The following is a 13332-nucleotide window of genomic DNA, read 5'->3' as shown; positions in this document are numbered from 1 at the left end:
CCGCGGGGCCTGTAGGCAGGCTTCGCCTGCCTAAGCTTTGCTCAATAGTGGCGACCGCGAGAACGGCGACTTGGCCGGCGCCACCACCAACCCGGCGGCCATCGTACCGGCGGTGAATTCCCCCTCGAGGCCCAGCCCCGGAAGCGTGAGGCGACCGGCGAGGTGGAGGTTCTTGATCCCCGAGCCGTAGGGCATCACGCCCACGCCCAGGCTGGGCTCGCCCTGGATTGCGTAGATCGGGTCCATGGGGTGCTGCATCGCGGTGCCGGAGCCGAGATCGGCGCGCACCCGGCCACGACCGTCGGTGGCCTCGCGGCCATCGTGCGGTGAGTGGAGCAGCGAGAGGTGATCGTGGCAAAACGGCAGCACGCCGCGCAGATCGAGCTCGTCGAGGATCCGCTCGCGCAGCGTGACCATGTCCTCGCCCGGCGCGACGATGCGGGTGATCGAGAGCCGGCGCTGGCCTTCGCGCGCGCCAGGGCGCACCCGCAGGTAGGTGTGGCCGACCCCGTGCGCGGCCCAGGTGGCGCGCGACTGCAGCTCGCCCGAGTCGCCGGGGGTGATGGGATGCTTGGGCGCGGGCAGGCACACCGCGGTGCCCGCAAGGCCGGGGGAGAGGCCGCGCTCGTCGAGCTCGGCGTGCATCACGAACCGGTACGCGACGGGCACGATCGCCTGCACGGTGGTGGCCAGCGGCTTGGGCACGTGCTCGGGCGGGAGCATGCCGGAGAGCAATCGCCTCGGATCCATGGCCACGATCACGTGATCGCAGCCGTAGCGGTCGCGCTTGCCGAGCAGCGACAGGCCCACCACCCGGCCGCGGCGGATCTGCAGCTCGGCGACCCGCAGGTCGGGCTTGACCTCGCCCGAGTGCAGCTCGATGCGCTGCAGCAGGGTCTTGCGGATGTGAGGCATGCCCCGGGGGACGTCGTTGGGCCCGCGCGCCCACAGCCCCGCGAGCCGCAGGCTGGCCGCCTTGCCCAGCTGGGTGGGCGACAGGTGCTGCAGCCACGGCTCCACGGCCCGGGACACGGCGCGAAGCGGGTGCTCGGGCGGCAGGGGCTGCAGCTCGTCGACGTCGCGCGCGGGGAGCTGGCTGGCCACCCGCGAGAGGAACCGCCGGCTCCAGAAGCCATCGGCCACCAGCGCGTTGTCGCTGGTGAGCAGCTGGTCGAGCAGCTCGTCGGTGGCATGGGTCCAGCGGTCGCGCAGCGACCACGCCTCGGCCACCGGATCGTCGGGCCACTCGCGGGCCGTCTCCTCGAGCAATCGACCGTCGGGAGGCTGTACGTCCAGCCGCTGACCCGCCAGCACCCAGTGCACCATGCCCTCCACCAGGCCCTGGTCGCGACGGATCTGCTGCCACAGGCCCAGCTCCTGGAACACCCGCTGCACGGGGGCGGTGGCCATGTGAGCCACGGGCGCGGTGTCGAGGGGGAGCAGCTGGCCACCCAGGCGCACGCTGCCCTCGGCCGAGCCATGCGGCATGACGAGCACCCGCTTGTTGCGGCGAGCCACCAGCGCCGCGGCGACCAGCCCCGCCACGTCCTGACCGATCACGACGAGGTCGTAGTGGTTGGTGGTCAGCGCCATGCGGTCACCCCAAGGAACGGGACCCGGAGGGTCATGAAGCGAAGGTCACGGCCGGAGCCTCCGGGCCGCGGGACACCACGCGGCCCACGTGGAACGAGGGCTCGTCGATCGCGGCCAGGGCCTGCTCCACGCGCTCGATCGCGTCGGCCTCGACCACCAGCAGCATGCCCACCCCACAATTGAAGGTGAGCCGAAGCTCGTCCTCGCCGACGCCCTGGGCGGCGATCGCCTCCAGGACCGGGGGGCGCGGCACCCCGCCGAGGTCGAGGGCCATCCCGAGGCCCGGGGGCAGCACGCGAGGGGGGTTCTCGACCAAGCCGCCGCCCGTGATGTGGGCCGCCGCATGCAACGGCGCCCCGGCCAGCCCCCGCAGGGCCCCGAAGGCCGAGGCGTAGATCCGCGTGGGGGTGAGCAGCGCCTCGCCCACGGTGGTGTCGGGGCGGCCGGGCAGGGGGTCGCGCAGATCGAGGCCGCCGTGGGCGGGGGAGAGCAGCGCCTTGCGGGCCAGGCTGTAGCCGTTGCTGTGCAGCCCCGACGAGGGCAGGGCGAGCACCGCGTCGCCCTCGCGCACGCGCTCGGGGCCCAGCACGGCGCTGCGCTCGACCACGCCCACCGCGAACGCGGCCAGATCGTAGTGGCCGGGCGCATACATGCCGGGCAGCTCGGCCGTCTCCCCGCCGAGCAGGGCGCAGCCGGACTGCCGGCAGCCGTCCACGATCCCCCGGACGAGGGCCTCGACGACGTCGGGCTGCAGCGAGGCGCAGGCGATGTAGTCCAGCAGGAACAGGGGCTCGGCTCCGGTGACCAGCAGGTCGTTGACGTTCATCGCGACCAAGTCGATTCCGACCGTGTCGTGCCGGTCCATCGCGATCGCCACCAGGAGCTTGGTGCCCACCCCGTCGGCGCACGAGACCAGCAGGGGCTCGCGCATGCCGGCGGGCAGGCCCATCATCCCGGCAAAGCCTCCGATGTCGGAGACCTGCTCGGGGCGGCGAGTGCTGGCCACCAGCGCCTTGATCCGCCGCACGGCTTCGTTGCCGGCCTCGATGTCGACGCCCGCGCTGCGATAGGAGAGTCGTGGATCCTGGTCGTCGGCCATCGGCGGCCCTGGCCTACTAGCAGGCCAGGGGGGCCTGCGTCCACGGTGGTGCGCTCGCGACTTGCGCGACCGGTGGGACCACGCCCGCGGCGCGCAGCGGCGGCCCGGCGGGAACGGCGAGTGGACCACCGGTGCGAAACCGGGATAGAACCCGGGCCGACCATGGCGTGGTGGCGACGCAAGAAGGAAGCGCTGGAGCCCGACTCCGCGAAGTCCAAGAACTCGATCCCCAAGGGGCTGTGGTCCAAGTGCGAGTCGTGCGGTGAGATCACGTACACCGACGAGCTGGTCGCCAACCTACGGGTCTGCCCGGTGTGCCAGCACCACGCGCCCATGCCCACCGCAGAGCGGATTGCGGCGACCGTCGACGAGGGGACCTGGCAGGAGCTCGACCAGGAACTCCGCTCGGGTGACCCCCTCGAATTCCACGACCAGCAGCCCTATCCGGATCGCCTGGCCAGGGCCATGCGCTCCGCGGGTCCGGGCGATGCCTTCCTCTCGGGGCTCGGGGACGTCGATGGCGTACCGGTGAGCGTGGGCTTCTTCGCGTTCGAGTTCATGGGCGGCTCGATGGGCTCGGTGGTCGGCGAGAAGGTCACCCGGGTGTTCGAGCGGGCGCTGGAGACTCAGCGCCCCGCCCTGGTGCTGTCCGCCTCGGGGGGCGCCCGCATGCAGGAGGGCGTGCTTTCGCTGATGCAGATGGCCAAGACCTCGGCCGCGCGCGCGCGGCTGCGCGAGGCCAAGCTGCCGTACATCTCGGTGGTGCTGCACCCCACCACCGGCGGGGTGGCGGCCAGCTTCGCCATGCTGGGCGACCTGGTCCTCGCAGAGCCCAAGGCGCTGGTGGGTTTTGCCGGGCCGCGCGTGATCCAGCAGACGATCGGTCAGGACCTGCCCAAGGGGTTCCAGCGGGCGGAGTTCCTGCTCGAGCACGGCATGGTCGATCGCATCGTGCCGCGCCTGGAGATGAAGGAGCAGCTGGGCACGCTCCTTCGCCTGATGATGGGGGCGCCGCCGCGGCCGGTGCCCCCCGAGCCCGAGCCCACCGACGACGGCGAGCCCGACGGCGACGGTGAGCCCGTCGCGGCGCCCTCGTGACCCAAGCCCTGCTCGCTCGGCGGCCGCTGGGCGTTCGCCTGGATCTTTCGGTGGTCCAGCGGGCCTACGAGGCGCTGGGGCATCCCGGGGAGGGCACGCCGACCATCCACGTGGTGGGGACCAACGGCAAGGGCTCGACGGTGGCCTTGCTCGAGCGCGGCCTGTCGAGGAAGGGGCTGGTCACGGGCGCGTTGACCAGCCCCCACCTGCATCGGCTGGGCGAGCGAGTGCGTCGGGCGGGACGAGCGATCGACGACGACGTCCTGGGCCATGCGATCGACGAGGTCGCCCGGGTCGAAGCGGGGCTGTCGCTGCCGCGGCCGCTGACCTTCTTCGAATTGCTCACGCTGGCGGGTCTTTGGTGGCTCGCGACCCAGGGTATCGATGTCTCGATCGTGGAGGCCGGGCTGGGGGCTCGGCGGGATGCCACCCGCGTCGTTGCGGCGACGGTCGTGGCGCTGACGTCGATCGGGCTCGATCACGAGGCGGCGATCGGGCCCACGCTCGTCGACATTGCCAGGGAGAAGGCGGGCGCCTTGCGGCCGGGAGGGCAGGCGTTCACCGTGCCGCAGGCCCCCGAGGTGATGGCGGTGCTGCACGCCGAGGCGGAGGCCGTGGGCAGCCGGCTGGAGGTGGTCGAGCCCTGGTCGGCCAGTCCGGCGGGGCTCGTGGGCGCGCACCAGCGCCTCAACGCCGCGGTTGCCCTGGCCGCGGGCCGGGCGGTCGTGCCTGGCCTCGAGGCGGCGGACCTCGATGGGGTGTCGGTGCCGGGGCGGCTCGAGCGGCTCGACGTGGGGGCGGGGGTCTTGTGCCTCGATGTTGCCCACAACGTGGACGGGATCGCGGCGGTGGTGGCGGCCGTCGAGGAGGCGGTCGTTCCGCGGCCCGCGGTGGTGCTGTTCGGATGCAACCCCGACAAGGATCGCGCGGGGATGCTGGCACGACTGCGCGGGCTGGGGTGCCCGCGCTGGTGGGTGCCGATCGGCGAGGGGCCCGACCCCGTGGTCGAGCGGAGCTTCGACGGACCGAGTGACCCTGCCCTGGCCCTGGCCCTGCGAGATGCACTCGACCGTGGCGCGGTGGTGCTCGTGTGCGGCTCCCATGCGCTCGTGGGAGCGGTTCGAGCACGGGTGCTGGGCCGCGTGGAGCCCGACGATCCCCAGGATCCTCGACCAGAGCCCCGGCTATCATCCCGCGCGTGACGGTCACCTCCGCCTCGCCCGCGCTCGATCCTTGCTCGCAAGTGGCCATGCGGCTCGAGGCCGCCCGGCGGCTGGGCTACGAGGTCACCTGCCTCGACGAGGAGACCGGGTACCTCAACGAGATCCGCAGTGCGGGGCGTCGCGTGGTGCTGATGGGCAGCATCTCGCCGCTCAACGACGCGGGCGCCTACGTGCTGGCCACCGACAAGTTCTACGCGGCGGCCACCCTGGCCGCGGGTGGACATCGGGTGCCGCTGGGGACGCGATGCCTGCGGCCCGGGCGGTTCCTCGGCTACGACGCGCAGACCGGGCAGGGGCCGGCCCGGGCGTTCCTCGAGCGGCACGGGCTGCCCTTGGTGGTCAAGCCCAACGCGGGCAGCCGCGGGCGCGACGTGGCGCTGGTGCGGCATGAGGGCGAGCTATGGCAGGCGATCGATCGGGTGTGGCAGCACGACTACCTCGCGCTCGTGCAGCGGCCCGTGCTGGGCGTGGACCTGCGCCTGGACTTCGTCGACGACGATTGCGTGGCGGCCTACGTACGCCGCCCGGTGGTGCTGCGAGGCGACGGCGAGCGCTCGATCCAGGCCTTGTTCGAGGCCGCCGATCCACGGCTCGACGCGGCCTGGTGCGCGCAGCAGCTGCCGCTGGAGCCCGCCTGGCAGCGGCGGGTGCGAGAGCAGGGCATGAGCCCGGCCACCGTGCTGCCTCGGGGCCAGAGCTTGTGCCTCGAGGAGGTGGTGCTCAACCTCAACCGCGTGTGCACGTGCGAGCGCGTGCTCCCCGTGCCCGAGCCCTGGCAGGCGCTGGGACGGGGGATCGGCCGGTGCCTGGGCCTGCGACACTTCGGCGTGGACCTCAAGGTCGACTCGCTCGAGCAGGATCCGAGCGACGCGGTGGTGATCGAGGTCAACGCCTCGCCCCTGCTCGTCAACATGGCGCGGCTGGGGTGCTACGAGGAGGTGGTGGGGATCGAGCAGCGGATCGTGGCGGCGATCATGGAGGCGCGCGGTTAGGAATCGCACCCGCTCGGGCGGTGGGGCCTCACCGCGGCTTGGCCAGCTCCAAATTGCTGCGCATCGTCCAGCCCAGCGGCTGCTTGGTCTGCCCGTCGAGCACGTGGCCGTAGCGTCCCGACCACTTCTCGAGCAGCACCGTTCCCCCTTGGGGCAGCTGCGCGCCACGAACGGCGCGAAACCTTGGCCCGCCCTCGCGGACGAGCGCCTTGGGGTCGACCACGGTGGCGCGAAGGGGGAGCCGCGGTGGCTTGCGGCAGGTCTCCAGCGCCCCGCGCTCGGCGACGATCGCCACCAGATCGGCCGCCGCGTCGCGTGGCACATGAGAGGGTTTGGCGTCGCGCGCTCGCACGAACGAGGTCCACGGCCCACGCACGGCCACCTCGTCCTTGGCCCAGCGATCGCTGCGCAGCGAGGCGAGCAACGCCTGCTCCGCCTCCAGGTCCACGTCGCGACCGGTGGCCAGCGGCTGCACGCTCGGAGCGGGGCCGGTGGCATGCATGGCCAGCACGTCCACGTAGAGGCGCGATTGGGAGCTCGAGACGCGCTCGCCGAGCAGTTCGAAGCCCTGGGCCGAGAGCCGCTCCTTGAGCATGCCGTTGCGCTGATGGCGACCGGCCCGCGTGGCTCGGTTGGCGACCTGCCCGCTCGGAGTGGCGGTCGAGGGCGGGGTGCCGCGCCACACGATGCGGGCGAGGGGAGCCAGCCGCGTGACCACCTGCAGCAGCGCGTCGGCCGAGGCGTCGTCGCGGGTGCCCGGCTTCATGTTGCCGCCGAGCCCAATGATCACCAGCTCCGTGGTCGGCGACAGCGCATCGTGGATCGAGGGCCGGCCCGACTCCGCGTGTTCGAACATCACCCCGTGGCCGGCGTGGTACAGCGGGTGCTCGCGCGGGAGCCAGTGACGCGGCGTGGTGCCCGAGCGATACACGAGCACCACCTGGGATCGCGGCCAGCCCTTCCTCACCAGGGTGTCGACCCAGGCCGGACCGAACGCCCAGGTGTTGCTGTCGCCGAACACGACGGCGTTGGGCTCGAGGTCCACGAACATGATCTCGATGGTGCCACACGAGGGCCTCGAAGAGCGCAGGGGCGTCGCAACGATCCCGCCCGGCCGCCGCACCGTCCGCTTCCGAGGGCCCGCTCGTGGTCAGCCCCGCAGGATCATTGCCGGATCGCCACCGCCCATCGTCGCCTTGGCCTCCATGGCCAGGAACAGCCCCCCCGCCACCACGACCGGCCGCCCCTGCGTGCGTGCATGCTCGCACGCCAGCACCATCGCCTGCTCGATCGTCGGGACCACGCTCCACGGTCCCTGCGCCCACCGCTCCAGCACCGGACGCAGGCGTGACGGCTCCCCCCCGCGGTGGTGGGCTCGCGTGACGATGACCTCGCTGGCGAGCGCCAGCAGCGGCTCCACGATCGCATCGGGCTCGCGGTCCTCCGAGATCCCCACCACCAGGATCGCGGCCCGGGTCCCCACCAGGGGTTCGAGCGTCCGCGCAACCGCGGCGGTCGCGGCCGGCGTGTGCCCCACGTCGACGATCACGGTGGGCTCGTGGGCCACGACCTCCAGTCGCCCCGGCAGCTTCAGCCCCGCCAGGGCCCGTGGAATCGCAGCTCCCAGCGCCGCGCTCGCCAGCTCGGGCCGGTGTCGCGACAGCCAGTGCCGGGCCAGCGCGATGGCGAGCGCCGCGTTGTCGAGTTGGTGCTCCCCCGGCACCGGGAGCTCGAGCGCGGGCACGAGCAAGTCATCGACGGCCATCCATGCCGTCGTCCCCTCGAGCGATTGCGTGCGGACCCTCGCCTCGGTGCGCTCGTGGACCCCGCCCAGCTCCACCTCGCGCAGGCGACAGTGCGCGTGCAGGCGTCGGCGCAGCGAGACGGGGAGGGGGCCGGTCAGCAACGTCCCTCCCGGCGGACAAAGCTCGGACTTGTCGAACGCGATCGTCTCGGCCGTGCTCCCCAGGAGCGTGGTGTGCTCGAGATCCACCGACACCAGGCCGCACGTTCGGCCCGGAATCGCGCGGGTGGCGTCGTAGCGCCCCCCGATCCCCGCCTCGGCCACCACCACGTCCACGTTGGCCCGAGCGAACCGATGCAGCGCCACCGCCGTGATCGCCTCGAACGCGCCGAAGTCGTCTCCCGGATGCGCGTCCAGGTAGTCTTCGCGCAGCCGCTGGAACCAGGCATGGCTCTGGTGAAGCTCCGCCCCGTCGATCGGGCGGCCGTCCACCACGATGCGCTCGCCAAAGCGCAGCAGATGGGGAGAGGTATAGAGCCCCACCTTCAGGCCCACGGCTCCGAGGATCGCCGCCACCATGGTGCAGACCGAGCCCTTGCCGTTGGATCCGGTGATCTTGATCGCATCGAGCGCCGTCACCCATGCGGGCGCGCAGTGCTCCAGCGCATCGACGACGTGCAGCATGCGGTGCAGCGGCAGGCCGGCGCCGTGGACGGGGAGCTGCAGCAGCGCACGGATCGGATCCTCGGTGGACATGCGTGCACCGATGATGCACTCGACCGATCCCGTGCGCTGGACCGGTGCCCCGATCTTTTGTCCTCATGGGCGACCATCGGGTATCCTGGCTCGTGATGCGCTCTCGGATGCGTGCCCTCTCGTGCCTGGCGCTGGGTTTGGCCCTCCCTGGGGCCATGTCCGGCCTGGCCAGCGACGCCGCTGCGGCGCCATCGACTCCACCGCCTCCGTCGGCGCCGGGCGGCGCCAAGCGGGCGACCCCACCACCTCCCACGACGGCACCCACGACGGCCCCCACGCCGGCCCCGGCCACGAAGGCCCCCGCCTCGAGCTCGCCGCCGTCGCCGACCTCCAAGTCCGGGTCGAGCCCAACCCCGCCGCCGCCCACGGCCGCCGCGCCGGTCGACGAGCCCACGGTGCAGGAGCCCGAGCCACCGCCGCAGGATCTGTCGCGCACCTGGGGCTTCTCGAAGTCCCAGCCGCTGGTGCCTCGCTACGAGCGGACCGATGACCCCTCCGTGGCGGCGCCCAATCCCGTGGGCTTCTACTCGGGGGTCTCGGTGCAGGGCAACCACGTGCCACCGTTCCCGGTCACCCAGACTGGAACGCCGCCGGCCGTGATGACCTGGACCGGGTTCGAGCGCTCACCCGAGGGCTCGCGGGTGTTCTTCCAGCTCTCGGCCGAAGCCAGCTACGAGGTCGCAACCGATGGCCTCACCGTGCGCCTCAAGATGCGCAACACCAAGGTCAACGTCCGCAACAACCTGCGCTTCTTGGACCTGCGCTACTTCAAGACCCCGGTGCGCACCGTGAAGGTGACGCGGCGAGGACGCGATACCGTGGCCACGCTCGTGCTCAAGCGCGACGCGGTGCCGCGAGTCCAGTTCGTGGAAGGCAAGGCCGGCTACAAGCTCCTGGTCGTGCAATTCTCCGATGCCGTCGCGACGGTCTCCGACTCGATCGATCCGTCCGGCCCACCGCCTCCGCCCCAACCCTAATCCCGGCCGTAGTCCCGGCCCAGGCTCGGCCGCCGGCCCTTCGAGCACTCGAGCCGCCGCCTCCGTCGTGATGGTGACGTGAGCCGATGGCGGCGCTCGTCGACGTGCAGCGCTCAGGTCGTGGCGCCGTGCCCGGCCTCGTCGTCGCCGTTGCCGTTGCTGCGCAGAAGGCCCGCGACCACCGTGCCCACGGCGGCGGCGGCCCCCAGCAGCGGCGCTCCGAGCAGCGGACCGGCCACGGTGACGCCCAACGCGGCGAAGGCCCAGCGGTGTCGAAGAGCCTGGCCGAGCCGTGCGGCCAAGCCGAGCTCGCGCACCACCACGGCGAGCTGTGCCTCGTCCTCGGGACCCAAAGGCATCGCTTGCAATCTTGCCGGTAAGTGCTCGTGATTTTGGAACAATAGCCGCGTGGCAATGTGGTGCAGCCGGGACAGCTCGGCCTCGGGTCGCACCTCCGTGGCCATCACCAGCGGCAGCGCCAAGGTGCGGATCCGCGGGTTGTAGATCCGTGCGCGGCTGAGCGAGATGACCGCATCGGCCAGCAGCCCCCGCGCTTGCTCGGCCCGCCACCGCCGGTCACCGTGGGCGTCGCCGTCCTCGAGGCACAAGAGTGCCATCGCGAGGGCGTCGGCGGCTGCCTCCAGATGCGGCCTCGCGGCCGCCTTGGTGCCCGCGCCATCGTCGCGGTACACGTGGCGCAGCGCCAACGTCTGAGAGAAGGCCGTCATCGAGGGGCCGGACGCACCTCTCAATCTAGGTGACGAATCCAGGGCCGGCCAGTGGTGCCGAGCATGCGCATCGCCCTCGCGGGGCCTTCGAAGGAGCCCTTCAAGCCTCGTGGGGATCGTCCGCGGTGGGGATCGTGGCGCGCTCGCGGGCCTTGGCCTGGTCCCAGAACGCGTCGAGCACCGCCAGGCCGGCCTGCTGGGGCGCGATCCCCTCGGCATGACAGCGCTCCATCACGTAGCCAAAGCGCCGCTCGAACTTGGCGTTGGCCCGGCGCAGCGCGTCCTCGGGCTCGACGCCCAGCTTGCTCGCCACGCGCACCAGCACGAACAGCAGATCGCCCAGCTCCTCGCGGACCTCCTCCACGTCGCCCCGGTGGCGGGCTTGCTCGAGCTCCTCCCACTCCTCGCGGACCTTGCCCAGGGCCCCTTCGACGTCGGGCCAGTCGAAGCCGACCTGGGCTGCCTTGTCCTGGAGCCGCCATGCCCGTTGGAGCGCGGGCAAGCCCCGAGGGACGCCGGCCAGCGGATCGGGCGGGCCGTCGGCCCCGTCGTCGGCCATGCGGCGGCGCTCGGACGCCTTGATGGCGGCCCACTGGCGCTCGACGTCCTGGGGGGTGAGCCCCTGGGCGCGGGGGCCGGCGACGGGATCGCCAAACACGTGGGGATGGCGGCGGATCATCTTGCTGCGGATCGCCTCGACGACTCCGTCGAGATCGAACGCGCCTTCGCGCTCGCGCAGCGCCGCGTGGAACACGACCTGGAACAGCAGATCTCCGAGCTCGCCGCGATGGGCCCGGGGATCGTGCATGGCCTCGAGCACCTCGTGCGCTTCTTCGAGCAGGTAGGGCCGCAGGGTGTCGAGGGTCTGAACCTGATCCCACGGACAGCCGCGCTCGGGATCGAGCAGCCGGTCCATCAGATCGCGCAGACCCGGCAGGCCATCGCGCAGGCCCAGGGATCGGTGGTCGGGGGCGCGCTCGTCCATCGCGACCGGCGTTCTAGCAGATGGGCAGCGCGGCGTCGGAGGGGCACCGTGCATTGCGGGCTCTGCGCAGAAATGGCGTGCTACCGTGATCACTGTCCCCACGGGCACGCCGGTTTGTCCCTGCAAGAAAAGCTCACCTTCGAGGAGCGCGACCCGCTGCAGGTGATGCTGGGGGCGGTGCTCGGCGAGGGCGGAGCGGCGGCGACGCTGGAGCGAGAGACCGGCGGGACTCGCCTGCACGTGCGAGGCCACGACGTGGTGGTGGAGGGCCCCGAGGCTCCGCTGGTGGCGAGGCTGCTGCGGCAGCTCTACGGGATGGCCCGGGCCGGCAACCCGGTGGACGGAAGCGACGTGGGGCGGGCGCTCGAGGTGCTGCGCCACGACGCCGAGGTCGAGCTGCGCGACGTGTTCGAGGACGTGATCCTGGTGCGGCCTTCGGATGGCCGGGGGATCACGGCCCGCAGCCTCAACCAAAAGCGCTATGTCGGCTCGATGCGGCGCCATGCCCTGACGTTCGGGGTGGGGCCGGCCGGCACGGGCAAGACGTATCTGGCGGTGGCCATGGCGGCCCGGGCGTTGGTGGACAAGCAGGTGCGGCGCATCGTGCTGTCGCGGCCCGCGATCGAGGCGGGCGAGCGGCTGGGGTTCTTGCCCGGGACCCTCGAGGACAAGATCAGCCCCTATCTGCGGCCGCTCTACGACGCGCTCTACGAGATGTTCCCGCCCGACAAGGTGCTGCGGATGGTCGAGCAGACGGTGCTGGAGATCGCCCCCCTGGCCTACATGCGGGGGCGGACGCTCAACGATGCCTTCGTGATCCTCGACGAGGCGCAGAACACCACCCGCGAGCAGATGAAGATGTTCTTGACGCGGATCGGCGCCAACACCAAGGCGGTGGTGACCGGGGATCCCTCGCAGGTCGACCTGCCCACCGGTCAGCGCAGCGGGCTGGCCCACGCGCTCAAGGTGCTGCGCGGGGTCGACGGGATCGCGGTGTGCCGGTTCGCCAAGGGCGACGTGATGCGGCACCCGCTGGTGCAGGCGATCATCGAGGCCTACGACGACGACGATCGCAAGCGCGCGGCGCAGGTTCAGGGCCGCAACGGCAATGGCAACGGTGACGATGCGCCGCGGCGGCGCCATCGCGACGATTCCTCGCGGGGACGCAGCGGCGCCGTCGAGGGCTGATCCTGGCCTGATCCTGGCCTCCGGGCCCGGCGCCCGTTCGCGCATGGGGCGGGCGCTGGCTACGAGCACACGATCGCGTCGCCATCGATGGCACACGCGCCATGGGGCGGAGCGCAGGCGACGGCGCCCAGACAGTTGCACGTGGCGGGCCCGGGGCACTCCGGGAACGGGGGCAGGCACCGATGCTGGTCGCAGGCGGCGGTCTGCGTGATCACGCAGGTGTCCCCGGCGGCGCAGTAGGAGCAATCGGGGACCCAGTCGCAGTGCTCGATCGGCAGGCAAGCGCCCGTGTAGCAGTGGTCCGAGACCTGCGGCAGCTGGCCGTCGGGGCACGCGGGGGCGGCGGCATCGCACTGGACCGCGGTCTGATCGCAGCTCAGGCCCCGTACACGGCAGACCCCGGTGTCACAGTACGCCTCGGTCACCCCCAGCTGCTCGCACACGGTCTGGCCGCAGCCACCCCCGCAGTTGCCGGGGGCTCCCATCGAGGGGTTGTAGGCGGTGCAGCCGCAGCAGTCGCCGGCGATCTCGCAGTCGCCGTCCTCGGTGCAGGGCCAGCCGTCCTGGGGCAAGGGCTGGCAGACCTCCGGCGCGGTTCCGGCCGTGCTGGTGGCGCTGGGGTCGAGGGTGTCCTCGCTGCCCTCCGTCCCGGCGGTGGTGGTCCCCGAGACCATGCTGGTGGCGCCATCGGTGGCGGTCGCCGCGTCGGCGTCGGTGTCGCCGGGCGCGGGGTCGCAGGCCGGCAGGAGCAGCACGGCGAGGAGCCACGGCCAGAGGCGAAGCGAGTGAAGGCATTGCATGAGGCGGTAGTGTCCTCTGCGAGCCCAACGATCGACCATCGAGCCCCGAAGCGCGGGCGCGTCGATCGGTGCCACCGCCTCGGGCGAGATCGCCGCCCGGTGGGCACGAGCCCGGGAAAGCCCCGGGAGACCACGCTGCGGGCTGCTCT

12 protein-coding genes are annotated in these 13332 nt (G+C 72.2%); 5 read left to right on the top strand and 7 right to left on the bottom strand.

From position 1 onward, the window contains the following. Positions 1-30: 30 nt before the first annotated feature. Both OEB96_RS33485 and purM read right to left on the bottom strand, forming a co-directional pair. A complete protein-coding gene (locus OEB96_RS33485) occupies positions 31-1593 on the bottom strand; it encodes a hypothetical protein (protein ID WP_266220909.1) in 1563 nt (520 codons plus the stop codon). Positions 1594-1624: 31 nt separating this feature from the next. Next, positions 1625-2692: a phosphoribosylformylglycinamidine cyclo-ligase gene (gene purM / locus OEB96_RS33480; RefSeq protein WP_266220908.1), complete on the bottom strand. Its 1068-nt coding sequence runs from the start codon at positions 2690-2692 to the stop codon at positions 1625-1627. Between the two features lie 162 nt (positions 2693-2854). On the opposite strand from purM, the gene accD reads away from it, so the two are divergent. From accD to OEB96_RS33465, 3 genes are read left to right on the top strand one after another with little or no spacing between them, the layout of a single operon-like run. After that, positions 2855-3790: an acetyl-CoA carboxylase, carboxyltransferase subunit beta gene (gene accD, locus OEB96_RS33475; RefSeq protein WP_266220907.1), complete on the top strand. Its 936-nt coding sequence runs from the start codon at positions 2855-2857 to the stop codon at positions 3788-3790. Continuing rightward, positions 3787-4992, top strand: a complete 1206-nt coding sequence (locus OEB96_RS33470) for a bifunctional folylpolyglutamate synthase/dihydrofolate synthase (RefSeq protein ID WP_266220906.1) — start codon at positions 3787-3789, stop codon at positions 4990-4992. The genes accD and OEB96_RS33470 overlap by 4 nt, the downstream gene beginning before the upstream one ends. Beyond that, complete coding sequence (locus tag OEB96_RS33465; protein WP_266220905.1) at positions 4989-6005, top strand: ATP-grasp domain-containing protein; 1017 nt, start codon at positions 4989-4991, stop codon at positions 6003-6005. The genes OEB96_RS33470 and OEB96_RS33465 overlap by 4 nt, the downstream gene beginning before the upstream one ends. Before the next feature lie 28 nt (positions 6006-6033). Here OEB96_RS33465 and OEB96_RS33460 read toward each other — a convergent pair whose 3' ends face one another. Together OEB96_RS33460 and OEB96_RS33455 are read right to left on the bottom strand one after the other, a co-directional pair. Continuing rightward, complete coding sequence (locus OEB96_RS33460; protein ID WP_266220904.1) at positions 6034-7056, bottom strand: SGNH/GDSL hydrolase family protein; 1023 nt, start codon at positions 7054-7056, stop codon at positions 6034-6036. Between the two features lie 99 nt (positions 7057-7155). Continuing rightward, positions 7156-8505, bottom strand: coding sequence for a bifunctional folylpolyglutamate synthase/dihydrofolate synthase (locus OEB96_RS33455; RefSeq protein ID WP_266220903.1), 1350 nt, complete (start codon positions 8503-8505; stop codon positions 7156-7158). 155 nt (positions 8506-8660) lie between these two features. On the opposite strand from OEB96_RS33455, the gene OEB96_RS33450 reads away from it, so the two are divergent. Continuing rightward, the gene (locus OEB96_RS33450; protein ID WP_266220902.1) at positions 8661-9482 is read left to right on the top strand and encodes a hypothetical protein; all 822 of its coding nucleotides are present in this window, start codon (positions 8661-8663) and stop codon (positions 9480-9482) included. A gap of 113 nt (positions 9483-9595) precedes the next feature. Here OEB96_RS33450 and OEB96_RS33445 read toward each other — a convergent pair whose 3' ends face one another. Next, positions 9596-10210, bottom strand: a complete 615-nt coding sequence (locus OEB96_RS33445) for a hypothetical protein (protein WP_266220901.1) — start codon at positions 10208-10210, stop codon at positions 9596-9598. A 100-nt stretch (positions 10211-10310) separates the two neighbouring features. Continuing rightward, positions 10311-11195 (bottom strand): nucleoside triphosphate pyrophosphohydrolase, encoded by an 885-nt coding sequence (gene mazG / locus OEB96_RS33440; protein WP_266220900.1) that lies wholly within the window; start codon positions 11193-11195, stop codon positions 10311-10313. Positions 11196-11309: 114 nt separating this feature from the next. On the opposite strand from mazG, the gene OEB96_RS33435 reads away from it, so the two are divergent. Next, positions 11310-12383, top strand: a complete 1074-nt coding sequence (locus OEB96_RS33435; RefSeq protein WP_266220899.1) for a PhoH family protein — start codon at positions 11310-11312, stop codon at positions 12381-12383. Positions 12384-12442: 59 nt separating this feature from the next. Here OEB96_RS33435 and OEB96_RS33430 read toward each other — a convergent pair whose 3' ends face one another. After that, positions 12443-13183 (bottom strand): hypothetical protein, encoded by a 741-nt coding sequence (locus tag OEB96_RS33430; protein ID WP_266220898.1) that lies wholly within the window; start codon positions 13181-13183, stop codon positions 12443-12445. Positions 13184-13332: the final 149 nt, after the last annotated feature.

The organism is Paraliomyxa miuraensis, assembly GCF_026337845.1.
Classification (GTDB): Bacteria; Myxococcota_A; Polyangia; order Nannocystales; family Nannocystaceae; genus Paraliomyxa; species Paraliomyxa miuraensis.
This window is presented reverse-complemented; position numbering and strand designations above follow the sequence as displayed.